Source organism: Mangrovicoccus ximenensis (genome assembly GCF_003056725.1).
Classification (GTDB): Bacteria; Pseudomonadota; Alphaproteobacteria; order Rhodobacterales; family Rhodobacteraceae; genus Mangrovicoccus; species Mangrovicoccus ximenensis.
The window spans coordinates 147,117-170,900 of the sequence record NZ_QBKZ01000002.1 but is presented as its reverse complement, the minus strand read 5'-3'; the positions used below and the strand labels follow the sequence as shown (position 1 = coordinate 170,900).

Sequence of the window (23,784 nt, the reverse complement as noted above, 5' to 3'; positions counted from 1 at the left end):
ACAAGCCAGGAAACTTTCAGATGAAACTTGCACCCTCCCTCATTGCAATGGCCATCGCATTGGCCCCCATTGCTGCCTCCGCTGCCAGCCTTGACGCCGAACAGCTGATGAAATCCTTCAACATCATCGCGCTCGACGACATGGACCTGCGGGCGACCGACCATGTCGAGGGCACCGTCTATGTGGGCGACGACTACAATACGGGCGCAACCGGCACCTCGCCGCGCACCCCCACCTCGATCAATACCGACAACATGGCGCCCGGCACGGTCGGCGACGTCACCGGCGCACTGATCGTCGGCGGCGAGGCCGGCGGCAATTTCGGCGGCGCCATGCGCGGCGACATCGTGATCGGCTCGTCCTATTCCGGGCGCCGCGAAGGCTCCGGCGGGCTGCAGTCGGGCGTCGGCACCAACACGCCCGCCGGCATTCCCGTCGACGAGATGGTCAGCACCTTCACCGCGCTGTCCGGCAATCTCGCCTCGCTGGAAAGCACGTCCGGGACGGGCTTCAACACGGCGATGAACTTCAAGTCCTTCACCTCCGGCGCCGGGGACGAGGACGGCATCGCGGTCCTGAACATCAGCCGCAGCCAGGCGATGCAGATGCTCAACGAGCAGCAGCAGATCACCTTCGACCTGAGCGGCGGCGCGAGCACCTTCATCATCAATGTCGCGGGCACCGACCTCGGCAATCTGGGCGCCATGATGAACACCGACACGCCGTCGGTCCTGTTCAACTTCTACGAGGCGGACTACCTCAACTTCACCTCGACCTGGCGCAGCGCGATCCTCGCCACCGGCGCGCTTGTCGATACCGCCCCGGGCGGCAGCAACGGCGTGATCGTGGCCTCCGATGTCGTGCTGGGCGGCGAGGTCCGTCCCTACAACGACAGCTACACCTATGGGGGCACGCTGCCGACCACCATCGTTTCGCCGCCGCCGCCGGTCACCTCGGTGCCGGTCCCGGCCGCGCTGCCGATGGCGGCGGGCGGGCTCGGCCTCCTGGCCTTCCTGGCACGGCGCCGCAAGCGGGCCTGACCGCGCCACCCTGCGATCAGGAAGCCCCGGCAATGCCGGGGCTTTTTCATGCCAGCCCGCCGGAACGGAAAAGGCCCCGGACGATGCCGGGGCCTTCCTGTCCTGCGGTTGGGCCGGAGCGGCGGAGGCTTACACCTCCTGCAGCGCCTTCACCCCGATGTCGTGGCTCAGCCGCGACTTCATCGCCAGCGCGGCGGCATGCGAGGCCGCCAGCGTGGTGAAATACGGGATCCGGTTCATCAGCGCGACATTGCGCATCTCGCGGCTGTCCTCGATCGACTGGTTGCCCTCGGTCGTGTTCATCAGGATCGCGATGCCGCCATCCTTCAGCACGTCGACGATGTTCGGGCGGCCCTCATAGACCTTGTTGACCACCTCGGACTGAACGCCCTGCTCCGACAGGAACGCCGCCGTGCCGCGGGTCGCGATGATCTGGAAGCCGATCTCGGTCAGGACCTGCGCGGTCTCGGCCAGGACGGGGGTCTTGTCCTCGTCCTTGATCGACAGGAACACCTTGCCCGAAGACGGCAGGGTCGTGCCCGCCCCCAGAAGCGCCTTGAGATACGCCATCGGGAAGTCCTCGTCCGAACCCATCACCTCGCCGGTGGAGCGCATTTCCGGGCCGAGCAGCGTGTCGACGCCCTGGAAGCGCGCGAAGGGCAGAACCGCCTCCTTCACCGCGAAGCGGCCGGTGCGGTAGTCGACCAGGCCGCCCTCGACGCCCTCGAAGGACTTCAGCGGCTCGCCCGCCATCACGCGCGCGGCGATCGCGGCGATCGGCGAGGTCACGGCCTTGGCCACGAAGGGCACGGTGCGCGAGGCGCGCGGGTTCACCTCGATCAGGTAGACCTCGTCGTCCTTGATCGCGAACTGGATGTTCATCAGGCCGCGGACATTCAGTGCCAGCGCCAGCGCGCGGGCCTGTTCTTCCATGACCGCGATGATCTCGGGGCTCAGCGAATGCGGCGGCAGCGAGCAGGCGCTGTCGCCCGAATGGACGCCGGCCTCTTCGATGTGCTGCATGATCCCGGCGATATGCACGTCGGTGCCGTCGGAGATCGCGTCCACGTCGACTTCCTGCGCGCCGGCCAGGTAGCTGTCGAGCAGCACCGGGCTGTCGCCGGAGACGACCACGGCCTCGGCGATGTAGCGCTCGAGCTGCGCCTGGTCGCGGACGATCTCCATCGCGCGGCCGCCCAGCACGTAGGACGGGCGGATCACCAGCGGGAAGCCGATCTTGGCCGCCGCCGCGAAGGCCTGCGCGTCGGTCGAGGCGATGGCGTTGTTCGGCTGCTTCAGGCCGAGGCGGTTGACCAGCGCCTGGAAGCGCTCGCGGTCCTCCGCCAGGTCGATCGCGTCCGGCGTGGTGCCGAGGATCGGGATGCCCGCGGCCTCGAGCGCATTGGCCAGCTTCAGCGGGGTCTGGCCGCCGAACTGGACGATCACGCCGTGCAGCGTGCCGGCCTTCTGCTCGGTCGTCAGGATCTCCATGACGTGCTCGAAGGTCAGCGGCTCGAAATACAGCCGGTCCGAGGTGTCGTAGTCGGTCGAGACGGTCTCGGGGTTGCAGTTGATCATGATCGTCTCGTAGCCCTGTCCGGACAGCGAGAAGCAGGCATGGCAGCAGCAATAGTCGAATTCGATCCCCTGGCCGATCCGGTTCGGACCGCCGCCGAGGATGACGACCTTCTTGCGGTCCGACGGACGCGCCTCGCATTCCACCTCGCCCATCACCGGGTATTCGTAGGTGGAGTACATGTAGGGGGTCTGCGCCTCGAACTCGGCGGCGCAGGTGTCGATCCGCTTGAACACCGCGGTGACGCCGAGATTCAGGCGCGCGCGGCGGATGTTGTCCTCGTCGCGGCCGGTCAGCTTGGCCAGGCGGGCATCGGTGAAGCCCATCATCTTCAGGTGGCGCAGGCCTTCCTCGGTGACCGGCAGGCCGTCGCGGCGCACCTGCTCCTCGGTCTCGACGATCTCGCGGATGCGCGCGAGGAACCACGGATCGAAGGCGGTGACCGCCTGGATCTCGTCATCCGACAGGCCGTGGCGCATCGCCTGGGCGATGACGCGCATGCGGTCCGGGGTCTTGTCGTTCAGCGCCTTGGTGATCGCCACCTTTTCGGGCGCGCCGGGGATCTCGACCTCGTCGAAGCCGGTCAGGCCGGTTTCGAGCGAAGCCAGCGCCTTCTGCACGGATTCGTGGAAGGTCCGGCCGATTGCCATCGCCTCGCCCACCGATTTCATCGCGGTGGTCAGCTCGGGCTTCGATCCCGGGAACTTCTCGAAGGCGAAGCGCGGGATTTTCGTGACGACATAGTCGATGGTCGGCTCGAAGGAGGCGGGCGTGACCTTGGTGATGTCGTTGTCCAGTTCGTCGAGCGTGTAGCCGACGGCCAGCTTCGCGGCGATCTTGGCGATCGGGAAGCCGGTGGCCTTCGACGCCAGCGCCGAGGAGCGCGACACGCGCGGGTTCATCTCGATGACGACCATGCGGCCGTCTTCGGGGTTCACCGCCCATTGCACGTTCGAGCCGCCGGTCTCGACGCCGATCTCGCGCAGCACCGCGATCGAGGCGGCGCGCATGATCTGGTATTCCTTGTCGGTCAGCGTCAGCGCGGGCGCGACGGTGATCGAGTCGCCGGTATGGACGCCCATCGGGTCGACGTTCTCGATCGAGCAGACGATGATCGAGTTGTCCGCCTTGTCGCGGACGACCTCCATCTCGTATTCCTTCCAGCCCAGCAGGCTTTCGTCGACGAGGATCTGGCCCACCGGCGAGGCTTCCATGCCCGTGCGGCAGTAGTATTCGTAGTCGTCGCGGTTATACGCGACGCCGCCGCCGGTGCCGCCCAGCGTGAAGGCGGGACGGATGATCGCCGGCAGGCCGATATGCTCGAGCGAGTCCATCGCGATCTTCAGGCCCGCGGCGATGTCGCGGCTGCCGTCTTCGCGCAGCGGCGCGGTGACGATGTCGGCCTTCGGGTTTTCCAGCCCGATCCGGTCCATCGCCTCGCGGAACAGCGCGCGGTCCTCGGCCATCTCGATGGCCTCGCGCTTGGCGCCGATCATCTCGACGCCGAATTTCTCGAGAACGCCCATTTCCTCGAGCTTCAGCGAGGTGTTCAGGCCGGTCTGGCCGCCCATCGTCGGCAGGAGCGCGTCGGGACGCTCCTTCTCGATGATCTTGGCGACGACCTCGGGGGTGATCGGTTCGATATAGGTGGCGTCGGCCAGGCCCGGATCGGTCATGATGGTGGCCGGGTTCGAGTTGACCAGGATGACCCGGTAACCTTCCTCGCGCAGCGCCTTGCAGGCCTGGGCGCCGGAATAGTCGAACTCGCAAGCCTGCCCGATGACGATGGGCCCGGCACCGATAATCAGAATTGAAGAGATGTCGGTGCGTTTGGGCATGGTGCGGCCTCTGACTCAGGAGTGGGCAAATCGCCTGCGTTATAGTCAAGGCAGGACAGGGCGCAAGTGCCGCAGGACCCGATTGCCACGAAAAGGCCGGCCTTGGGGAAACTCCGCCTGCCGCGGGTCTCCGCCACGGGTCCGGCGGGCGCTTCCGCGGTTCCGGCAGAGCGGCTGTGCGCCCCTGCAAGAGGACTTGAGCGGCGGCCGCGACTATGTGAGCGTAAACACCAGCCACAGGAGGACCCGATGAAAGACCAGATCAAGGGCCTGCATCATGTGACGGCAATCTCCGGCCCGCCGCAGGAGAATGTCGATTTCTTCACCAAGGTCATGGACCAGCGCCTGGTGAAGCAGACCGTGAATTTCGACGCGCCCGACACCTATCACCTCTATTACGGCACGCAGGCGGCCGATCCCGGTTCGATCCTGACCTTCTTCCCCTTCGTCGATGCCGGTCCCGGCCATGCCGGGCCGGGCATGGCCTCGGCCTATGCCTACGGGCTGAACCCGCGTTCCTTCGACGACTGGATGCGGCACTGGGCGGACCGCGCGGTCGATTTCGACGGCCCGTCCGAGCGCTTCGGCAGCCGCGTGATCATCCTGCGCGATCCCGACGGCGCGCCGGTGGAGATCGCCGAGGACGAGGCCGCGCCGGACCATCCGGGGCTGTTCCACGGCGTCACGCTCTGGCTCGAGGACATCGGCCCGACCCGCGACCTGCTGGCCGATGTGATGGGCTACGAAGAGATCGGCCACGAGACCCTGGGCGGCGAGGAACGGCTGCGGCTGAAGACGGCGGGCGACGCGCCCTATGTCGACCTGATGCGCAGGGCGCCGGACCATGTCGCGCGCCAGGGCAAGGGGACGATCCACCATGTCGCCTTCCGCGCCTCCGACGATGCCGACCAGCTTGAATGGCGCGAGCGGCTGCTGGCGGCCGGGATGCAGGTGACCCCGGTGATCGACCGGCAGTATTTCAACGCGATCTACTTCCGCTCGCCCGGCGGCGTGCTGTTCGAGATCGCCACCGACCCGCCCGGCTTCGCCGCCGACGAAGCGCCTGACGCGCTCGGGCAGCATCTGAAGCTGCCGCCGCAATACGAAGGCCGGCGCGCGGATATCGAGCGGATCCTGCCGCCGCTGAAGGTGCCGGCATGAAGCCGATCGCGCTTGCCGGCGCCGCACCGGCCCGTGCGTCGCACGGGCTGGTGCTGATCCATGGCCGCTGGGCCTCGGCCGTCCAGCACGCGCAGAGTCTGCCGGAGGCCGATCTGCTGCACTTTGATGCTTGNCGGCCTGCTCCTTGAACTCAGCGGTGAAGTGGCGGTGAACCGCGCCGGGTTTACCGGAGGCTGATTGCCGTTAGTTACGCGGCCATGTCTTCAGTTTCCAGAACTGCGTAGAAGTTGGCTTCTGCCTCGGCTGGCGGGATATTCCCGATGGGCTCGAGCAAGCGGCGGTTGTTGAACCAGTCGACCCATTCGAGGGTGGCATATTCGACGGCCTCGAAGCTGCGCCATGGGCCGCGACGATGAATGACTTCTGCCTTGTAGAGGCCGTTGATCGTTTCGGCCAAGGCATTGTCATAGCTGTCGCCAACACTGCCGACCGATGGTTCGATGCCGGCTTCGCCCAGCCTTTCGGTGTAGCGAATGGACAGATATTGCGCGCCGCGATCGCTGTGGTGAACCAGCCCCATGGCCTTCGTGGGGCGCCGATCATGAACCGCCTGCTCAAGGGCATCCAAGACGAACCCCGTCTGGGCGGACGTGCTCACCCGCCAGCCGACGATCGAGCGGTGATCGGGGATACGGGCAGCCATGTTATGCCCGCGCTGGAGGCCGCATGGGCGCCGGCGGCCGCCCGCAGATCGCCGAACGCCCCCGCCCGCCCCGCCACAGCCTGGAACGGCCGGGAGATGTTACGTCGACCAATGCACGTGGCAGGAGCGCCTCGCAGGTCGGTTCCAGCGATGTCTGCTGCCTATTTCCGGGAATCGATAGCTTCTATCCGGTGGCAGCGAATAGCTAGGCTTTCCGGCGGTTCTCAGGAAAGCCTAGCCTCCATGGTCGCGGAATGAGCCGACTGGGTCGGCGGCCTCTCCCGCATCATTCTCGTTCGACGGTTGCCGTGTGGATGGAAGCGGGACGTTGCAGTGCTCACGGGGAACGATATTCTTGCCATGGCAGGCTTCCGCATCCTGACTGACAATCGGCTGTTTTCAATCCCGTTGATGAAGCTCTTGTGCGACGAATGGCCGAGGCGGCCTGCTTGTCCCGCCTTGCTTGGCGGATCTTGTACCGCGAGACGCCCTGCCGTTCCACCGCGTGCCGGAGCCGGAAGGGGCTGCCCGAGACCTTCTCCGCCGTTTCGTCCAGGTGCCGCCCGCCGCCAGAACGACATTGCCGACGCCGAAGGTTCCCCGCGATTTGCGACCCGAACTTGACAGTCCTGCGCCGGATGGGTTCATGCGACATGCCCGCGCCCGAACAATGTCTGACCTGGCGCAGGCCGGGATAGAACCGACGCGAAGCCAGACCGCGCGGCTGGTGTCGGCGGCCGCGGCGACCGTGGCCATCGCGGCCGAGCCAAGCGTGCCGACTTGAGCGGCACGGAAACTTGATTGACAGGTGGCGCCGGGCCGGAACGGGCGCGCCGAGCCTCCGTCCTTAAGACAAGGAGAGCGGGATGCCCCGCATCGACATCTACACTACGCCCACATGCGGCTACTGCACACGGGCGAAGAAGCTCCTGAAAGCGAAGCGTGCCGCCTTCACCGAGATCGACGTCTCGGTCTCGCCGCACTTGCGCCGCAAGATGGCCGGCCGCGCAGGAGGATCGAACTCGGTGCCGCAGATCTTCATCGGCGGGACGCATGTCGGCGGCTGCAGCGAGTTGATGGCGCTGGACCGTTCCGGCGTGCTCGACGTGATGCTGGCCTCTTCCTGAGGCAATTCCGTCGATAGACCGCTGCATGGCAGTGCCCGGCCGCCGGCAACGCCACGGTGAATGTCACGGGTGTGGATGAGACCGGTCCGCTTTCCCAAGTCGCGCAGGAATTCATGTCGGGCATCGCCAGCTTGTCCGGGATGCCTCTGTTGGATGGGCATCCGGAATGAGGGCACCGTCCGGGATGCCGCTCTTGAACGGCTGCCGCTTCCCGCGCGGGCTGCTTGCCTGCGCGGTCCGGGCGCACCATAGATTCGCGCTCGGCACGGCGGATGTCGCGGAGCGAGGGCATGAACGCGATTGCTCCGAGCGAATGCGCGAACGGCCGGGCGCGGCGTGATCGCCAGCCGGGAACCGGTCCGGAAATGGGCCGACCGATTTGGCCGCCCTTTCGCCACCGGCGCCAGGCGCGGCAGGCGGCATTTCGATGAGGTCGTCACCGCGATCCGCGCGGGGACACGCCGGTTCCGGCAGGCCGTCAGCGCGGACGGCCAAGTGCCCGGCATTCCGCTTCAGCCCCGGCGGAGCGCCAGGGCTGCAAGGCGCTTCCGCAAAGGGCTGGCCGGCCGGTTCGGCGCGCCGCGTGCCATCATCGTCGGCAAGCTGCGCAGCCATGCCAACCCGTCTCGCGGATCGGCGCCGGGTGCAGATCACCGGGCGCATGATGGCTTGAACACCCGCATCAAAGGGGCTCGCCGGCCAATCAGAAAACGCGAGGATCGCCAGCCCGCGAAACGGCTGGCCTTCGTCGAGCGACAGCTCGCGGAGCTGGAGGCCGGGATTGCCAGGCTGGCCGTCGAAGACGTCCCCATGGCCCTGTCCCGCAAGATCCTGTGGGGCTCCGCCCGTCCGGCCCCCGGGGGCTCCGCCCGGTCCTTCCCCAATCTGTCCGCAGGGACGGTTTGCCTCCTGCGGAGGACCGGAGCGGCCCCCGCCGGAGGATGTGCCGCTGGCGCGGACCGGTCCGGACTCCCCGGCCCCGGCCCTGTCGCCACGGCGCTGATCCTGACCATTCCGCCCGGGATCGGAAGGCGCGACGGAACGCAGGCCTTGCCCCCTGCAGCCGCGCCTACGGCCAATGGAAAGGCAGGTCCGCCATCCGCGGGGGGCGCAAGCCGTTGCGGGATGCGCGCTGCCTGCCTGTCGTCGTCGCAATGCGCTGCACCCTGGCCTCAAGGCCAGGCACGCCCAGCTCCGCGAGGCTGGGACACCCGCAAAGGTTGCCATCGCCGCGCTCATGAGAACGCTCCTGCCCACCGGCAGCGCGCTGGCGAAAGCCGGCAGGTTGCGGACCCCAAAAGCCACTTGCGCATGGCCGATGCTCGCTCTGGCGCTTCACGAAGGGCCGGACGTATTGCGGTGCGATCAGCTTGGCCTCATGTGCCATCGACTCCACCTCGCGCGCCCAATGGCTCGCGCTGCCGCAGGCTTGGAACACGGCGACAGCCGGTGGCAGCTCCGCCATGAACTTCCGGAACTGAAGCCGCGTCAGCTTCCTGCGGAACTTCACATGTCCGGTCTTCGAAGCGCCGTGACCCCGGAAAACGTCCTTTGCCAGATCCACTCCCGACCATCGCATCCTCCATCCCGCCGTCTTCTGCGCTTCCGTGGCTTGCATCATCACGACCTTGGCACATCGCGATGCCGTCTGGAGAGGGCGGCAACCATCCCATCTTGGCGAACCGGGAGGCAACGTCCCGGCGGTGATTTTCGCGCTAGCCGTTGGGCCGGAAGCCGATTGCGGCCGGGCGCGGCCGCGAGGCCTTTCCGAATTCGCCTTGGACTTAACATAAGTTTGTGAATTTCCGGGAATCCGAATACAATCCAGACGTGTGCGTTCCGTGCAACCCTTGTTCCACTGCCACATCCAAACCTCCGCAAGGAGAGCACCATGGCTGACGCAGAATCCTTCTCCACATCGGGCATCAACGAAATCGACGCGTTGCTGAACGTCGACGAAGACAATTCCAGCATCGCCTACCGATGGGACAGCACGACCCTGTCCTACAGTTTCCCCGGCAGTGGTTTTCCCTATCTTGCCCAGGAATTCTTCGATATCGGCGATCCGCTGGAATGGGCGCTTTTCCTGCTGTCTGGTGGCACATATCTGGACCCGGGCCTGTTTTTCGCCGGCGCGCTGACCGCGAATGATTTCGGCTCGTTCAGCGGCGCGCAGCGGGATGCTGCGCGCTTCGCCATGGATTTCTTCGATGCGGTCAGCGGCCTGACGCTCAACGAGCAGGACGAGGGGCTTGTCTTCAACCACGCGGACATCCGCTTCGCCCTGACCGACACAACCCAGGCGCCGGCGTTCGGCATTCCGCCGCTGCAGCGGATCGAGCTTCTGCTCGGCACTGGCTGGCTGGGCGACACCTGGTTCCGCAATGACGGCACTTTCGACGATCCGCAGCCGGGCACGTTCGCGCACTGGACGATCATGCACGAGGCGGGCCATGCGCTCGGTTTCAAGCATACCCATGAGGAAGGGCTCTTCGGCGGCCGCGTGCCGGATTTCCTGGAAAGCATCCTGACCGATGTCGAGGGCGAGATCATGGACGAGCCGCTCGACAGCCTGTCCTACACGATCATGACCTATGAAGGCTTCGTCGAGCCCGATCCGCCCGGCATCAACCGCTATCCCACGACGCCGATGGCGCTCGACATCCTGGCGCTGCAATACATGTACGGCGCAGACTATTCGACGAATTCGGGTGACACCGTCTATCGCTGGGATCCGGATGGCGGCGAGTTCTACGTCGATGACGTGCTGACCATCGACCCGTTCGAGAATTTCGTCTTCCAGACCATCTGGGACGGCGGCGGGACGGATATCTACGACTTGTCCGCCTACACGGCCGGCGTCGATATCGACCTGCGCCCGGTAGATCCCCATGACGGCACCGATCCGCAGGGCTGGTCGACCTTCAGCGCGGCGCAGCTTTCGAACATGAACGAGGACACGGCCTGGGGGAATGTCGCCAATGCGATGCTCCACGAGGGCAACACCGCATCGCTGATCGAGAACGCGGCCGGCGGCAGCGGCGGCGACCTGCTCACCGGCAACCAGCTCGGCAACGAGCTCGCCGGGAACGGCGGCAACGACACGCTGATCGGACTCGGCGGCGATGACACGCTGCTGGGCGGGACGGGGAGCGACTCGCTCGACGGCGGAGAGGGTGCCGACAGCCTGGAGGGCGGTTCGGAGGATGACGTGCTTGAGGGCGGCAGCGGCAATGACACTGCCTCCGGCGGAAGCGGCAATGACAGCCTCCTGGGCGGCGGCGGCGCAGACAGCCTGTCGGGCGGCGGCGGCCAGGATACGGTGCGCGGCGGCGGCGGAAGCGACACGGTCAGCGGCGGCGCAGGCAACGACTCGCTCTTCGGCGATCTCGGCGATGACGACATCGCGGGCGATGGCGGCAGCGACACGATCGATGGCGGCGCAGGCAGCGACACGCTGGCGGGCGGCGGCGGCAATGACAGTATCGCCGGCGGAGGCCAGGCCGACACGATCAACGGCGGCTCGGGGGCCGACACGATCGACGGCGGCCTGGGCCATGACAGCATCGACGCGGGCATTGGCGATGACAGCGTCGACGGCGGGGACGGCAATGACACGATCTCCGGCGGCAGCGGCGGCGACACCGTTCATGCCGGAACCGGCGCTGACGATGTCGATGGCGGGACCGGAGACGACCGGCTCTACGGCGATGCAGGGTACGACCGTCTGGAGGGCGGCGAGGGAAATGACTGGCTCTACGGCGAGGGAGGCAACGATACCGCCATTGGCGGCCTCGGCAACGACCTGATCGGCGGCGGCGTCGGCGACGACAGCCTGTCGGGCGGGGACGGCACGGACATCCTGGAGGGAAATGACGGCCGGGACACGCTGGATGGCGGCGCCGATGACGACACGCTGGATGGCGGCGCGGATGACGACACGCTCCATGCCGGGGCCGGAGACGACAGCGCGGTCGGCGGCGCGGGCGCGGATGTCATCTGGCTCGGAACCGGCAACGATACCGCCACCGGCGGGTCGGGCGCGGACGTGATCGACGGCGGCGGCGGTGACGAAAGCATTTCCGGCGATGCCGGGAATGACGTCATCACCACCTATTCCGGCGCGGACACGATCGACGGCTGCCAGGATGACGACAGCATCGTTTCCGGCAGCGGCGCCGATCTCGTCAATGGCGGAACTGGCGACGACACGATCTGGAGCGGCTTCGGCGCCGACAGCGTCGCGGCGGGCCCCGGGGAGGACGAGGTGCATGCCGGCCTGGGCAGCGACACCGTCGATGGCGGCAGCGGAGATGACGCAATCTGGGCCGGCGGCGGTGCGGATCTGGTCCATGGCGGGACCGGCAACGACACGGCCTTCGGGGGAGGCGGGGAAGACACGCTCTACGGCGATGACGGGGCGGACGAACTGCATGGCGGCGCGGATGACGACACGCTCTGCGGCGGCGCCGGCGACGACTCCCTGTTCGGCGAGGGCGGAATCGACCTCGTGAAGGGCGAAGACGGCAACGACACGCTCTCCGGTGGCGAAGGCCCCGACACGCTTGACGGCGGCGACGGCATCGACCGTGCCTCCTTCGAGGACGCAGCCGGGCCGGTGACGATCAACCAGCAGGACCCGTCGCAGAATACCGGAGACGCGGCGGACGACACCTGGATCTCGATCGAGGAATTCGGCCTTTCCGACTTCGACGACACGTATATCGGATTCGATCAGGAAGACCCGCCCGATGTCGTTCATGGCGGGGGCGGGGACGATACGATCTTGGGCTATGCCGGGAACGACTCCCTCTACGGGGAGGCCGGGAACGACTCCCTGGTCGGCGGCGAAGGGGCGGATCTGGTCGATGGCGGAAGCGGCTTCGACTGGACCAACGTCACGGAGTCGATCATCGGGATCGTTATCGACCTCACCGACCAGGCGCGCAATTCCGGGATCGCGGAAGGCGATGTGTACGTGGATGTCGAAGGCTTCGAGATGACGCAGGCCAATGACGAGTTCACCGGGCTTGCGGCGGCCGAGGAGATCTACGGCTTCGACGGCAACGACACGGTCATCGCCAATGGCGGCGACGACACCGTGCATGGCGGCACCCAGCACGACCTGATCCTCGGGGGAGGCGGAGATGACGACCTCTACGGCGACGACGGTCTGGATTTTCTGGACGGCGGCGACGGCGACGACAGTCTCGAGGGCGGCGAGGGCCAGGACACGTTGCTGGGCGGAGCCGGAAACGATACGTTGCGGGGCGGGATCGAAAATGACCAGATCACCGGCGGGTCAGGCGATGACATGCTGTACGGAGATGCGGGGCGCGACGATTTCAACTTCGCCTCCGCCGGTTGGGGCCAGGACACGATCTGGGATTTCGAGGACGGGCTGGATACGATGGTCTTCTCGGGCTTCGCCACCCCGCCGGGCCGTCCGTCGATGGCCAATCTGGATTTTTTCCAGGCAGGCGCGGACGCGGTCATTGCATTGGCAGCCGGCGGGCCGGACCGGATCGTTCTGGCGAATTTCGACGTGGCGGATCTGAACCATCAGGACTTCCTGTTCCTTTAGAGGGCGTCTCCGTAGCGGGGCGTGGGCCGGTGCTCGCGACGGCCCCTGCTGCATCCTGACCTGAACCGCAGGTCGGGGCTATCCGAGGGACCGGGCCGCCGGACGCCGGTGCGCTGCACGGGCATCGTGGCGATCCCGTATCCGGCGGGGACTGTCGGCCGCCCCGAGGTTTGCCAGGTCTGGGGCCGAGCGTGCTATGCTTCCGCAGCGCCGCCCCGGAATTTCCAATCCGATCTTTCGTTCCGGAGCCTTCCAATGGCATTCAGGCCCAGCGAGCCGGTCACGGGCATTGCCGCACTGCGCGGGCTCATCCCCGAGCCGGTTTCGGTCCGCGTTGCCAACAAGGAAATGGCCTGCCTGAACGGTCTTGCGTGCGCCTTCATTGGGCTGCCTTCCTTTGCCGTGCTGTCGTCGCGCGAAGCGGAGGACGCCATCGCCACGTCTCCACGCGGCGATGTGCCCGGCTCCGTCAAGGTGCACGGCGACCGACCCCCGTTCTTTCCGGACCGGCCGGGCAAACATCGTCCCGACAGTTTCGGGAACATTTCCGCCAATCCCGGCATCGGCCTGCTGGGAGGTGTCACGTTGGCCAGCTCCGATTGTCGGGCCGCTGGTTTGGACATGCCTGCCCATGATGCCAACGCCTCGCTGTACAAGCGTCATCGCTTCCTGCCCGCCATCGTCACCTGCGCGGTTTGGCCCTGCATCCGGTTCAGCTTCAGCCTGTGCGCGGTGGAGGAGATGCTGCTGGAGCGCTGCATCGACGTATTCTGCGAAATCATCCGGCGCTGGACCGTCAAGTTCGGGCCTCGGGTCGCGCGGAACCTGTTGCGGCGGCAGTCTCGTCCCGGCGACGTCTGGCACCTGGACTAAGTCGCGGCGAAAATCGGGGGCAAATCCTTCCGGCCGTGGGCGCTGTTCCGCAAATCGGCGGGATTCATCTCGTGAATCCAGAATGCTAGCCGTGCAGCATGAGCAGACCGCCCAAGACGACGTGCAAGACGACCAACTGGAAGAGCTACAATCAGGCGCTGAGGCAGCGCGGCCCGCTGACCGTCTGGATCGATCCTTCGTTGCAACGGGAGGCCATCCCATCGGGGCGTCGCGGCCGCCAGCAGGCATACAGCGAATGAGTATCCGTCATGCGAAAGTGGCTTTTGGAGTCCACAACCTGTCGGCCTTGACCAGCGCGTTGGCGGTGAGCATGAGCTTTCTCATGAGCGCAACGATGGCAACCTTTGCGGGTGTCCCGGCCTCTCGGAGCTGGGCGTGCTTGACCTTGAGATCGGGGTTGAAGCGCATTGCGAGGAGTGCGGGCCTGCAGAGCGCATCGCGCAACGGCTTGCGGCCGCCGCTGATGAAGGACCTGCCTGTCCTCTGGCCGGGTTCGCGGCTGAAGGGGGCGAGCCCTGCGAGGCTTGCGGCCTGCGTTCCGTCGAGCCTCCCGATTTCGGGCAGGAAGGCCAGGATCAGCGCCGCCGCGACGGGGCCGATGCCGGGAATGGAGCACAGGATTTCGCGGGCGCGTGCCATGGCACCGTCTTCGGCGATCAGCCTGGCAATCCCGGCATCCAGGTCCGCAATCTGGCGCTCGGCGAGGGCCAGCCGTTTCGCGGGCTGGCGCGTCGCCGGAGCGTGGATCTGAACGTGGCCGCGGTTGCGCCGGAGCGTCCGCCCGGTGGCCAGGGCGCGTTGCGCCGAGTCATATGCGCCGCCACCGGTGCCTTGTCCAGCCATCGGATCAGGGCCCGGAAACCGCGGGACGTGTTCCCGAACGGCTTCGCCGCGCCCTCCCCGAGGCGGAAGGCATCGGGACGGGAGTCCGAGATGTCGATGCCGATGGCATGATCCGTCATCTTCGCCAGTCCTGTCCTTGCCATGCGTGGTGCAAACACGCGCAGCCCCTCCCGCGGCGTTGCCATGCAACGCGCTGCCGGGCGGCGGTGCAGGCCCATGGTGAAGACGTCGGCTGATCCTGCTCACTCGCGGTACGGTCGAGCTGGGCAGACACGATCCGGCCGTCGCCGTCTGTTTCCCGCCATGCATGGCGGGAAACAGACAGCCCCAAGCATGCACGAACGGCTCGGAAATCCATAAGACAAGGAGGATTAGGGAATCGTCCGGGGGAGTCCGGGCCGGTCCGCGCCAGTTGCGCTTGCGCTTGGCTTGGCGCCGCAGGCGCTGGCCGTGCCGGATGCGGCGCGGCTGGCGGAGTTCCTGGTAACGATGCGGGATGCCGGGCTGAACCCGTCGATGGACCTGCCGCGCAGCGCGCCCGGATCGCGGCTGCGCCGCGGCCTTGCCGCCGACAGGCTCAGGCGGCCTTGATGTTCTGCAGGTCCGTCAGGATCGTGTAGAGTGTGTCGGGGTCGTCATTGGCGCGCAGCTTGGCGCAGGTCGAGGCATTGCGCATCACCCGCGACACGGCCGCCAGCGCCTTCAGGTGGGCAACGCCGCAATCATCGGGCGCAAACAGCGCGAAGACCAGATCGACCGGCTGGCGGTCGATCGAGTCGAAGGGCAGCGGACGCTCGAGGCGGAGGAACACTCCCGAGACCTTCTCCAGCTCGCCCAGTCTGGCATGGGGGAGGGCGACGCCCTCTCCCACACCGGTCGGACCGATGGACTCGCGATCCTGCAGCGCTTCGACAGCGTCGTCGGCATTGATGCCGTAGCAGTCAGCGGCGATCTCCGCGAGTTCCTGCAGCAAACGCTTCTTGCTGGTCATCCCGCCGATGGATTTCACCGCGGCAGGCGTCAGTAAGGATGCAAGTTCCATCTATCCACTTTCTCGCGGTTCCCGCGACCATCACACCGTGTTGCTGGGATCGATCCAGCCGATGTTGCCATCGTCACGCCGATACACCACGTTCACTCCGCTCGTTCCCTCGTTGCGGAACACCAGGATCGGCGCACCGACAAGCTCCATCTGCATGACCGCTTCGCCCACCGAGATCGACGGGATCCGAGTCTGCATTTCGGCAATGATGACGGGCTGGAGGGAATTCGGTTCCTCGAGCTCGTCCCCACCCGTTTCGGCGGCGATCACATACGACGAAGCACCGAAAGCTTCAACCGGTTCCGCGCGCTTGACGTGGTGGTCTTTCAGGCGGCGCTTGTACCGGCGCAGCTGCTTGTCGAGCTTCTCGAGGCAGGCCTCGAACGCGCCGTAGATTTCGGTCCCCTTGGCACGTGCCTGGGACGTCAGCCCGGTGGAGAGATGAACCGTCGCTTCGCACACGAATTCATGGGCGTCGCGGGAGAAAGTCACGATCGCTTCGGTGGGGCGCTGGGAGTACTTGCCCATGACCTCGTTGAGACCGTCCTGCACATGCGTCTGCAGGGCATCACCGACATCGATTTGCTTTCCGCTGATTTGGTATCTCATAACACCTCCTTATACTTGGGGCTGTTGACCGGCCGGGCCGTCACGTATTGGGCCTGGTGGCCGGGGATTGGATGGCGCCTGGGGGAGCGGAACTCCGCTGCAACCGCGCAGGCAGCGCCGTGGGACGATTGGAGGACATCGGCATCGACGAACATGCAGCCATTTGGCTCCACCTCACTCTTGGATGTCAACTGTATCCACGCATCCATGGGAAGAGCAAGTGCAATCGCAAACGTTAAAATGCGCTTAAAATATGTGTTTCTGTTGCCATATCCGGCTCAGGACATCCGGAATCCCTGGCCGAGATAGACCCGCCGGACATTCTCGTTGCTGATCACCTCTTCGGCAGATCCGCTCATCAGAACGGTCCCCTCGTGCAGGATGTAGGCGCGGTCGACGATCTGCAGCGTCTCGTGGACATTGTGGTCGGTGATCAGGACGCCGATTCCCCGGGTCTTCAGATCCGCCACCAGCGCGCGGATGTCGCCGACCGCGATCGGATCGACGCCGGCGAAGGGCTCGTCCATCAGCACGTAGCGCGGCCGCGCGGCGAGGCAGCGGGCGATTTCCACCCGGCGGCGCTCGCCGCCCGACAGCGCCAGCGCGCGCGAGCGGCGCAGATGGGTGACCGAGAATTCCGACAGCAGCTCTTCGAGCCTTTCGCGCCGGGTATGCGGATCGGGCTCGGAAATTTCGAGGATCGCCAGGATGTTGTCCTCGACCGAGAGGCCGCGGAAAATCGAGACCTCCTGCGGCAGGTAGCCGATCCCGAGCTTGGCGCGGCGGTACATCGGCAGGGTCGTGACATCGCGCCCTTCCAGCGTGACCTGGCCGCCCTCGGCATGGATCAGCCCGGCGATGGCATAGAAGGTCGTCGTCTTGCCCGAGCCGTTCGGGCCGAGCAGCGCCACGACCTCGCCGCGTTCCAGCTCCAGCGACACGTCGCGGATGATCGGCCGCTTGCGGTAGCTCTTGCGCAGCCCCTGCACCTGCAGGCCGCCCGTGCGCTCGAAGGGCGGGTTGTTCAGGTCGCCGACGGTGGTCATTGCGCTGCATTCCCGGGGGTGCTGCCGGGCGTGATCACGGTGCGGACGCGGCCGTCCATCCGGCCGGTGCCTGTGGCCAGGTCGATCACCAGGCGCTGTCCGTTCAGCGTGTTCGGACCCTGGGTCAGCAGCACGTCGCCGGTCATCACCACCTCGTTGCGGACCGGAGAATAGACCGCCTCGCCGGCCTCCGCGGCCTCGCTGGGCGTGACCATCGTCACCCCGCCCGACGCGGTGATCTGCTCGACATCCTCGCCGAGGCTGCCATCGGGCAGGCGGGCATATTCCACCAGGATGCGCGGCGCGGCGAGGCGCAGCTCGCCCTGCACCACCAGCACGTCGCCGGTGAACAGCGCGGTGCCCTCGGTCTGGTTCATTTCCAGCTGGTCTGCAGTGACCTCGACGGGCGCGCCGGAGTCGTTCCGGGCGACGCCGCCGAGACTCACGCCGGTGCCCTGGGCCAGCAGGGGCGCCGGCAGGGCCAGCATCAGGGTCAGGAACAGGGAAAGTCTCATTCGGCCTCCGTCGCTTGCGGGCGATATATCAGGTGAACGCCGCCGGTGAACAGGGCCACGGTGCCGTTGCGGGTGCCGGGTTCGGCGGTCACGGTCAGCTTGCCGGCCGAAAGCGTGCCGATCGGCCCTTCGGCCTCCACCGGGCCGAGGCTTTCGAGATGGCTCAGATTGGTCCGGATGCGGGCGCCGGGCATGGTGGCGACATAGCCGTTCGAGCTGTCGATCCGCACGCCGCCGCCGAGTTCGGCGACCCGCTCGCCCTGGTCCAGGGTGCCTTCGGGGGCCGTGAGCTCGAGGGTGATTCCGTCCGGGCGGGCCAGCCGCGCGGCGAGGACCCGGCCATGGGCGATTCCGTCCCGGCCGGGATCCGGGGTCAGCCGCTCGGCTGAGAGCCGGAGTTCCGAGCCGTCCTCGGTCAGCCCGGCATAGGTCGGATTGCCCAGCCGCTCCTCGCGCGCCATGTCGCCCAGCTCCGCCTCGCTCCAGGGCAGCGGCTCGCCGATCTGCCCGCTGCGCGACAGCAGGAACAGGGTGGACAGGATGCCGAGCGCGACGAGCGGGAGGACGATTTTCACGACGGCGATAGCGCGCGAATAGGCGTTATCGAACCGTCGCACTGTCAGACGACCCCGGCCCGCAGGCAGTCATGGATGGTGACGATGCCGCGCGCGATGCGCGGGCCGTCCGGATCGACCGCGAAGAGGCTGGTGATCTTCAGCTGGTCCATCAGCGCCACCGCTTTCTCGGCGAGCTGGTCGGGCGCGATCGTCTTCGGGTCGCGGGTCATCACGTCGCCCGCCGTCTTGTCGAGCAGGTTGACCATGTTCCGCCGCAGGTCGCCGTCGGTGATGATGCCGGCCAGCAGGCCGGATTCGCTGGTCACCCCGACCACGCCGAAGCCCTTCTGGCTCATCTCGATCAGCGCTTCGCTCATCGGCGTGTCGATGCCGACCAGCGGCAGCTCGGCATCGCCATGCATCAGGTCGGCGACCTTGGACAGCTGGGCGCCCAGCTTGCCGCCCGGGTGGAACTGGCGGAAATGCTCGGGGGTGAACTGGCGGTGCTCCATCAGCGCCACCGCGAGCGCGTCGCCGAGCGCGAGCGTCATCGTCGTCGAGGTGGTCGGGACGATGCCGGTGCCGCAGGCCTCCGGCGCCTTGGGCAGCACCAGCGCCACGTCGGCCTGGCGCAGCAGCGTCGAGTCGGGCCGGCTGGCCACGCCGATCAGCGGGATGGCGAAGCGCCGGGTATGGGCGATCATGTCGGCCAGCTCCGGCGTTTCGCCGGAATTCGACAGCATCATCACCACGTCGCCCGCTGCCAGCATGCCGAGATCGCCATGGCTGGCCTCGGCAGGGTGGACGAAATGCGCGGGCGTGCCGGTCGAGGCCAGCGTCGCGGCGAGCTTGCGCGCGATATGGCCCGACTTGCCCATGCCCGAGACGATCACCCGCCCGGTGGCATTGAGGATCAGCCGCACGGCATCGGCAAAGCTCGCGTCCAATGCCTCGGCGAGTGTCCCGAGCGCCTCCGCCTCGATCGAGATCACGCGGCGGCCTGCGGAGAGGAAGATGTCGGAATCTGTATCGGTCATGGCGCTCACGAATGTGCGAAAATGTCGGTGTCCGGCCAGCCCTCGAGGTCGAGGAGCGCCCGGGTCGGAAGGAAGTCGAAGCATTTCTGCGCGAGCTTCGTGCGGCCTTCGCGGGCCAGCCGCTGGTCGAGCTTCTCGCGCAGCCGGTGCAGGTAGAGCACGTCCGAGGCGGCATAGGCAACCTGGGCCTCGGTCAGGGTTTCCGCGCCCCAGTCGCTGGATTGCTGCTGCTTGGAAATGTCCTCGCCGAGGAGTTCGGAAACCAGGTTCTTCAGCCCGTGCCGGTCGGTATAGGTGCGCGTCATGCGCGACGCGATCTTGGTGCAGTAGACCGGCGTGGCGAGCGCGCCGAAGCTCTTGTACATCATGGCGATGTCGAACCGGCCGTAATGGAACAGCTTCAGCACGGTCGGGTCCTTCAGAAGCCGCACGAGGTTCGGCGCTTCGGTCTGTCCCCGCGCGACCTGCACCAGATGGGCGGTGCCGTCGCCTGCGGAAAGCTGCACGACGCAGAGCCGGTCGCGCCCGGGGATCAGCCCCATGCTTTCGCAGTCGATCGCCACGACCGGCCCGAGATCCAGGCCGTCGGGCAGGTCCCCGGCATGCACTTGATGTTCCAAATCCCCGATCCTTGTCCGTTTGCCGTTCCCCCGCGGAGGGGTTGCATCCTTATGAACGCTAAGGGCGCCATGATCCAGTGATGGTGACATCCGTCTGGAATACCTCGGCGCAAATCCCCTTGCGCGGAGGCGGCGAGAGATGGCGAGACGTATCGATGGCGCAGTGAACGGAGCGGCGGTGCTGCCGTCGGATGCGCCGCTTCCGGCGGTGACGCGGGGCATCATGGTGGCGGTGGGCGGCAATCTCGACGTCCTGTTCGCCGGGACGGAGGAGGTGCCCGGCAACCGTGCGGTCCTGCCGGCGCTGCAGCCGGGCGTCGTCTATGCCGTCCAGTGCGAGCGCATCTATCCCGAGGGGACCACGGCCGCGGGCATCGTCATCCTGTGGTGATCTGCCGACTGCGGATCTTCACGTTCCATCAACGTGTCTTGTTTCCGCATGGGGCCGCGAGACTCCGGCTGCCCCGGCCGGGGGCGGATCGAGAGGGGGGGGCTTCTGCCATTCGGGGTGCGGTCCTGGCCGGAGCGGGACAGGCGCAGGACTGCATGAACCTGGCACGCTGACGTCACCGCGAAGGTTGCGGGAGCCGGACGAAGATCCCGGCGCGCGTCGAGGTGACCGGATCGGCTGGGCGCACCGAGCGGGCCTGCAGCCGCGACGGCATGCGGGTGGTCGGGAAAGAGACGGTCCGCCCTGGCGGACCCCCGGATCGAGCGCGAATGCGACCGGAGCGGCAAGCTGGAGGACGGGCAGGTCCGGACTGAGGGCGGGCGGCGCGCCGAACCGCACAAGGGCCGTGACGATCGCGATGATGGTCAAGACAACGATCGCAGTGATGATCACGGGGGTGGCCGCGGCGATGACGGCGGCCGGGACAGCGATGGCGATCGCGACAGGGACAATGACCATGACAATGATCGCGGCGATGACTGGCCTTCCGGTCTGGCGGGCGCTTGCGCCGTAGGCGCCTGAGTGCAGCTTGGGCGGTCAGGCGTTGCGGGGCCGCGGCGTCGTCTGTCTTCGCTCTCCGGAGGTGACGTGCTTCCCTTCCTGCTGGAAAGGGAATGGTGCCCAGAAGAGGACTCGAACCTCCACGTCCTTACGGACACTAGCACCTGAAGCTAGCGCGTCTACCAATTCCGCCATCTGGGCCGATGTCGTGAGGCGGGCTTCTAAGGGAGGTCCGCGGGGGTGTCAATGGGGGGTCCTCAACAAAATTCGCAGGCTGCGGATGCGCGGAAAGAGCCACGGATTGACCCCGTGCGGGCGTCGTTCTCTATGTTGTCGAGGGGGTTCGACACCGAACCAGCGCGTCCATTTCCTTGGGANAATGGTGCCCAGAAGAGGACTCGAACCTCCACGTCCTTACGGACACTAGCACCTGAAGCTAGCGCGTCTACCAATTCCGCCATCTGGGCCGATGTCGTGAGGGGGGCTTCTAAAGGCGGCTGCGGGCACTGTCAATCCGGATTCGGAGAAAATTCCGCGCTTTCCGCAACGTCTTCCCGCCGCTGCGAATTAACCGTCCGTCCATAGCCGCCGGGCTACCAGCGCGACCAGTTGGACCTTGTCGGGTTTGGCGCAGGGGGCTATCTCGAATCTGGTACCGAGCTGGGAGGCAAGCCATGGCGAAACTTGTGACGATCTTCGGCGGATCGGGCTTTGTCGGGCGCCACATCGCGCGGCGGATGGCCAAGGACGGTTGGCGCGTGCGCGTCGCGGTGCGCAATCCCAACCTCGCCATGCACGTCAAGCCCTACGGCGCCGTCGGCCAGGTGGAGCCGGTCTTCTGCAACATCCGCGACGACGTCTCCGTGCGCGAGGTCCTGACCGGCGCGGATGCGGTGGTGAACTGCGTGGGCGTGCTGGTCGAAAGCGGCAAGAACAGCTTCGAGGCGGTGCAGGCGGAGGGGCCGGGCCGGGTCGCGCGGATCGCGGCGGAGATGGGCATCGACCGCATGGTGCAGATTTCCGCGATCGGCGCCGATGCCGGAAGCTCCAGCGGCTATGCCCGCAGCAAGGCAGCGGGCGAGGCGGCTGTGCTGGCTTCCGTGCCCGGCGCGATGATCCTGCGGCCTTCGGTGATCTTCGGGCCCGGCGACAGCTTCTTCAACCGGTTCGCGGACATGGCGAAGTTCGGCCCGGTCCTGCCGATTACCGGCGCGGACACGAAATTCCAGCCGGTCTATGTCGACGATGTCGCCGCTGCGGCGGAGCTCTACCTGCTCGGCCGCGCCGAAGGCGGCGTCTACGAACTGGGCGGTCCGGAGGTGAAGACCTTCCGCCAGCTGATGCGCGACATGCTTTCGGTGATCCGCAAGCGCCGTGCGGTGATGTCGCTGCCGGGCTTCGCGGCGCGCGGCATGGCCTGGAGCTTCGACATGCTGCAGAAGGGCACTGGCGGGCTGTTCGTGAACCACATGCTGACCCGCGACCAGCTGAAGAACCTGGCCCGCGACAATGTCGTCTCCGAAGGCGCGAAGGGCTTCGCCGATCTCGGCATCGCGCCTGCGGCGATGGCCGCGGTCCTGCCGGGCTATCTGTGGCGTTTCCGCACCGACGGGCAATATGCCGTGCTCAAGGACGGGGCGGACGACCTGAAGGCCTGAGGCCTCAGGCCTCGGCCAGCGCGTCGGGTTCGGCCGGGGGCTCTTCGCGGTCATCCCAGAAACGCTCCAGCTCGGCATTCAGCGCGGCGCCCAGCAGCACGACATAGATCGTGATGTAGAGGAACATCAGCAGCGCAACGACCGCGCCGATCGAGCCGTAGACCTGGCTGTAATTGCCGAAATTGCCCAGGTAGTAGCTGAAGCCGAAGGTCGCCGCGCCCCAGACCGTGATCGACAGCACCGAGCCCGGCGTGAAGAACCCGGTCATCCGGTGCTTCACGTTCGGCGCGAAGCGGTAGAGCAGCCAGACCCCGGTGAAGACCAGCCCCAGCGTGATGAACCAGCGCGCCACCTGCAGGAGCAGGCCGTTGACCCAGGCCAGAAGCCCGGCAGGCAGGTTCTCCGCCAGGAAGGGCAGGTTCAGCACGGTGGTGATGATCGGCACGATGACCAGCGCGAGGATGGCGATCACCGCGACGAGGCTCAGGGTCAGGGTCATGGCGAAGGACAGCGCCATCGCATGCCAGCCCTTGCGGGAGCGGCCGTGATAGACCGCGTTCAGTCCGCGGATCAGCGCGTCCGTGCCCTTGCGCGCCGACCACAGCGCCGCCAGCGTGCTGATCGCCGTCGCCCAGCCCAGCGTGCTGTTCGAGGTCAGGATCATCCGGCGCACCTGGCTGTCGATGATCTGGAATGCCTCGGGCGGCATGAAGCCCTGCAGCAGCGCCATCTGCTCCTCGACGGCTTTCGGGTCGGCGATGAACCCCATCAGCGCGACCACCGCCGCGATTCCGGGAAATACCGACAGCATCGAGAAAAAGGCGCCGCCGGCGGCGACCAGCGGCAGGTTCGCCGCGTCGATCCGGGCCTGCATGTTCATGGCGAATCGCCAGGCGGTCTTGATGGCTTCCAGCACTCGGGCACCTCCATGTCACCGGACCGTGATAGCATGGGCGGGAAGCTGCCTGAACCGACGCAAGGGAAAAGGCGCCCGGAAAGCTCCGGACGCCTGCATTTCGGT

At 66.7% G+C, this 23,784-nt stretch carries 20 protein-coding genes, 2 tRNA genes and 2 pseudogenes; 10 read left to right on the top strand and 14 right to left on the bottom strand.

From position 1 onward, the window contains the following. The first annotated feature begins 20 nt into the window (after window positions 1-20). The gene (locus C7T91_RS07195; RefSeq protein ID WP_161555784.1) at window positions 21-1,040 is read left to right on the top strand and encodes a collagen-binding domain-containing protein; all 1,020 of its coding nucleotides are present in this window, start codon (window positions 21-23) and stop codon (window positions 1,038-1,040) included. 129 nt (window positions 1,041-1,169) lie between these two features. Here C7T91_RS07195 and carB read toward each other — a convergent pair whose 3' ends face one another. Beyond that, window positions 1,170-4,454: a carbamoyl-phosphate synthase large subunit gene (gene carB, locus C7T91_RS07190; RefSeq protein WP_108258665.1), complete on the bottom strand. Its 3,285-nt coding sequence runs from the start codon at window positions 4,452-4,454 to the stop codon at window positions 1,170-1,172. Between the two features lie 249 nt (window positions 4,455-4,703). On the opposite strand from carB, the gene C7T91_RS07185 reads away from it, so the two are divergent. Next, on the top strand, window positions 4,704-5,615 hold the full coding sequence (locus C7T91_RS07185) for a ring-cleaving dioxygenase (protein ID WP_108258664.1): 912 nt from the start codon (window positions 4,704-4,706) through the stop codon (window positions 5,613-5,615). A 208-nt stretch (window positions 5,616-5,823) separates the two neighbouring features. Here C7T91_RS07185 and C7T91_RS07180 read toward each other — a convergent pair. Then, window positions 5,824-6,255 (bottom strand): annotated as a pseudogene (locus C7T91_RS07180) (DDE-type integrase/transposase/recombinase); the annotation flags it as partial. Window positions 6,256-7,145: 890 nt separating this feature from the next. Between C7T91_RS07180 and grxC the strand changes: the two are divergent. Beyond that, window positions 7,146-7,406, top strand: a complete 261-nt coding sequence (gene grxC / locus C7T91_RS07175; RefSeq protein WP_108258663.1) for a glutaredoxin 3 — start codon at window positions 7,146-7,148, stop codon at window positions 7,404-7,406. A gap of 1,069 nt (window positions 7,407-8,475) precedes the next feature. Here the strand turns inward: grxC and C7T91_RS33350 are convergent. Beyond that, on the bottom strand, window positions 8,476-8,970 hold the full coding sequence (locus C7T91_RS33350) for a transposase (RefSeq protein WP_201742011.1): 495 nt from the start codon (window positions 8,968-8,970) through the stop codon (window positions 8,476-8,478). A gap of 327 nt (window positions 8,971-9,297) precedes the next feature. Between C7T91_RS33350 and C7T91_RS37765 the strand changes: the two genes are divergently transcribed. The 3 genes and pseudogenes from C7T91_RS37765 to C7T91_RS07155 all read left to right on the top strand — a co-directional run. After that, entirely contained in the window at window positions 9,298-12,990 is a 3,693-nt protein-coding gene (locus tag C7T91_RS37765) for a hypothetical protein (RefSeq protein WP_108258662.1), read from the top strand. Between the two features lie 255 nt (window positions 12,991-13,245). Further along, window positions 13,246-13,863 (top strand): hypothetical protein, encoded by a 618-nt coding sequence (locus C7T91_RS07160; RefSeq protein WP_108258661.1) that lies wholly within the window; start codon window positions 13,246-13,248, stop codon window positions 13,861-13,863. Between the two features lie 98 nt (window positions 13,864-13,961). Then, window positions 13,962-14,120, top strand: a pseudogene (locus C7T91_RS07155) (IS5/IS1182 family transposase); the annotation flags it as partial. 10 nt (window positions 14,121-14,130) lie between these two features. Here C7T91_RS07155 and C7T91_RS34970 read toward each other — a convergent pair. Beyond that, window positions 14,131-14,523 carry a transposase gene (locus C7T91_RS34970; protein WP_236638078.1) on the bottom strand — a complete coding sequence of 131 codons (393 nt, stop codon included), beginning with the start codon at window positions 14,521-14,523 and terminating at the stop codon, window positions 14,131-14,133. A gap of 633 nt (window positions 14,524-15,156) precedes the next feature. On the opposite strand from C7T91_RS34970, the gene C7T91_RS32310 reads away from it, so the two are divergent. Beyond that, window positions 15,157-15,318, top strand: a complete 162-nt coding sequence (locus tag C7T91_RS32310; RefSeq protein ID WP_161555782.1) for a hypothetical protein — start codon at window positions 15,157-15,159, stop codon at window positions 15,316-15,318. Here the strand turns inward: C7T91_RS32310 and C7T91_RS07145 are convergent. The 7 genes from C7T91_RS07145 to C7T91_RS07115 all read right to left on the bottom strand — a co-directional run bounded on the left by C7T91_RS07145 (window position 15,305) and on the right by C7T91_RS07115 (window position 20,153). Further along, window positions 15,305-15,769, bottom strand: coding sequence for a PTS sugar transporter subunit IIA (locus C7T91_RS07145; RefSeq protein ID WP_108258660.1), 465 nt, complete (start codon window positions 15,767-15,769; stop codon window positions 15,305-15,307). The two genes, C7T91_RS32310 and C7T91_RS07145, sit on opposite strands and share 14 nt — an antisense overlap. A 30-nt stretch (window positions 15,770-15,799) precedes the next feature. Continuing rightward, a complete protein-coding gene (hpf, locus tag C7T91_RS07140; RefSeq protein WP_108258659.1) occupies window positions 15,800-16,378 on the bottom strand; it encodes a ribosome hibernation-promoting factor, HPF/YfiA family in 579 nt (192 codons plus the stop codon). Window positions 16,379-16,656: 278 nt separating this feature from the next. Continuing rightward, on the bottom strand, window positions 16,657-17,424 hold the full coding sequence (lptB, locus tag C7T91_RS07135; RefSeq protein ID WP_108258658.1) for an LPS export ABC transporter ATP-binding protein: 768 nt from the start codon (window positions 17,422-17,424) through the stop codon (window positions 16,657-16,659). Then, a complete protein-coding gene (locus C7T91_RS07130; protein WP_108258657.1) occupies window positions 17,421-17,939 on the bottom strand; it encodes an LptA/OstA family protein in 519 nt (172 codons plus the stop codon). The genes lptB and C7T91_RS07130 overlap by 4 nt, the downstream gene beginning before the upstream one ends. Next, window positions 17,936-18,514: a hypothetical protein gene (locus C7T91_RS07125; protein ID WP_145962803.1), complete on the bottom strand. Its 579-nt coding sequence runs from the start codon at window positions 18,512-18,514 to the stop codon at window positions 17,936-17,938. Before C7T91_RS07125 ends, C7T91_RS07130 begins: the two co-directional genes overlap by 4 nt. A 44-nt stretch (window positions 18,515-18,558) precedes the next feature. Continuing rightward, window positions 18,559-19,533 (bottom strand): KpsF/GutQ family sugar-phosphate isomerase, encoded by a 975-nt coding sequence (locus C7T91_RS07120; RefSeq protein ID WP_108258655.1) that lies wholly within the window; start codon window positions 19,531-19,533, stop codon window positions 18,559-18,561. 5 nt (window positions 19,534-19,538) lie between these two features. After that, complete coding sequence (locus C7T91_RS07115) at window positions 19,539-20,153, bottom strand: ribonuclease D (RefSeq protein ID WP_108258654.1); 615 nt, start codon at window positions 20,151-20,153, stop codon at window positions 19,539-19,541. A 139-nt stretch (window positions 20,154-20,292) separates the two neighbouring features. Between C7T91_RS07115 and C7T91_RS07110 the strand changes: the two genes are divergently transcribed. Further along, window positions 20,293-20,544: a spike base protein, RCAP_Rcc01079 family gene (locus C7T91_RS07110; RefSeq protein ID WP_145962802.1), complete on the top strand. Its 252-nt coding sequence runs from the start codon at window positions 20,293-20,295 to the stop codon at window positions 20,542-20,544. A 406-nt stretch (window positions 20,545-20,950) separates the two neighbouring features. Then, window positions 20,951-21,118 carry a hypothetical protein gene (locus tag C7T91_RS32305; RefSeq protein WP_161555781.1) on the top strand — a complete coding sequence of 56 codons (168 nt, stop codon included), beginning with the start codon at window positions 20,951-20,953 and terminating at the stop codon, window positions 21,116-21,118. Between the two features lie 101 nt (window positions 21,119-21,219). Here C7T91_RS32305 and C7T91_RS07105 read toward each other — a convergent pair. Together C7T91_RS07105 and C7T91_RS07100 are read right to left on the bottom strand one after the other, a co-directional pair. Continuing rightward, window positions 21,220-21,306: transfer RNA gene (locus C7T91_RS07105), tRNA-Leu, on the bottom strand. A 179-nt stretch (window positions 21,307-21,485) separates the two neighbouring features. Further along, window positions 21,486-21,572, bottom strand: a tRNA-Leu gene (locus tag C7T91_RS07100). Between the two features lie 207 nt (window positions 21,573-21,779). On the opposite strand from C7T91_RS07100, the gene C7T91_RS07095 reads away from it, so the two are divergent. Then, the gene (locus C7T91_RS07095; RefSeq protein ID WP_108258652.1) at window positions 21,780-22,763 is read left to right on the top strand and encodes a complex I NDUFA9 subunit family protein; all 984 of its coding nucleotides are present in this window, start codon (window positions 21,780-21,782) and stop codon (window positions 22,761-22,763) included. Window positions 22,764-22,767: 4 nt separating this feature from the next. On the opposite strand, the gene C7T91_RS07090 is transcribed toward C7T91_RS07095, so the two are convergent. Then, on the bottom strand, window positions 22,768-23,679 hold the full coding sequence (locus C7T91_RS07090; protein ID WP_108258651.1) for a YihY/virulence factor BrkB family protein: 912 nt from the start codon (window positions 23,677-23,679) through the stop codon (window positions 22,768-22,770). Window positions 23,680-23,784: the final 105 nt, after the last annotated feature.

Excerpts from the sequence above, each read along its gene's own strand:
- C7T91_RS07195 (WP_161555784.1), top strand. The coding sequence starts at position 21 with ATGAAACTTGCACCCTCCCTCATTGCAATGGCCATCGCATTGGCCCCC.
- carB (WP_108258665.1), bottom strand. The coding sequence starts at position 4,454 with ATGCCCAAACGCACCGACATCTCTTCAATTCTGATTATCGGTGCCGGG.
- C7T91_RS07185 (WP_108258664.1), top strand. The coding sequence starts at position 4,704 with ATGAAAGACCAGATCAAGGGCCTGCATCATGTGACGGCAATCTCCGGC.
- grxC (WP_108258663.1), top strand. The coding sequence starts at position 7,146 with ATGCCCCGCATCGACATCTACACTACGCCCACATGCGGCTACTGCACA.
- C7T91_RS37765 (WP_108258662.1), top strand. The coding sequence starts at position 9,298 with ATGGCTGACGCAGAATCCTTCTCCACATCGGGCATCAACGAAATCGAC.
- C7T91_RS07160 (WP_108258661.1), top strand. The coding sequence starts at position 13,246 with ATGGCATTCAGGCCCAGCGAGCCGGTCACGGGCATTGCCGCACTGCGC.
- C7T91_RS34970 (WP_236638078.1), bottom strand. The coding sequence starts at position 14,523 with ATGGCACGCGCCCGCGAAATCCTGTGCTCCATTCCCGGCATCGGCCCC.
- C7T91_RS07145 (WP_108258660.1), bottom strand. The coding sequence starts at position 15,769 with ATGGAACTTGCATCCTTACTGACGCCTGCCGCGGTGAAATCCATCGGC.
- hpf (WP_108258659.1), bottom strand. The coding sequence starts at position 16,378 with ATGAGATACCAAATCAGCGGAAAGCAAATCGATGTCGGTGATGCCCTG.
- lptB (WP_108258658.1), bottom strand. The coding sequence starts at position 17,424 with ATGACCACCGTCGGCGACCTGAACAACCCGCCCTTCGAGCGCACGGGC.
- C7T91_RS07130 (WP_108258657.1), bottom strand. The coding sequence starts at position 17,939 with ATGAGACTTTCCCTGTTCCTGACCCTGATGCTGGCCCTGCCGGCGCCC.
- C7T91_RS07120 (WP_108258655.1), bottom strand. The coding sequence starts at position 19,533 with ATGACCGATACAGATTCCGACATCTTCCTCTCCGCAGGCCGCCGCGTG.
- C7T91_RS07110 (WP_145962802.1), top strand. The coding sequence starts at position 20,293 with ATGGCGAGACGTATCGATGGCGCAGTGAACGGAGCGGCGGTGCTGCCG.
- C7T91_RS07095 (WP_108258652.1), top strand. The coding sequence starts at position 21,780 with ATGGCGAAACTTGTGACGATCTTCGGCGGATCGGGCTTTGTCGGGCGC.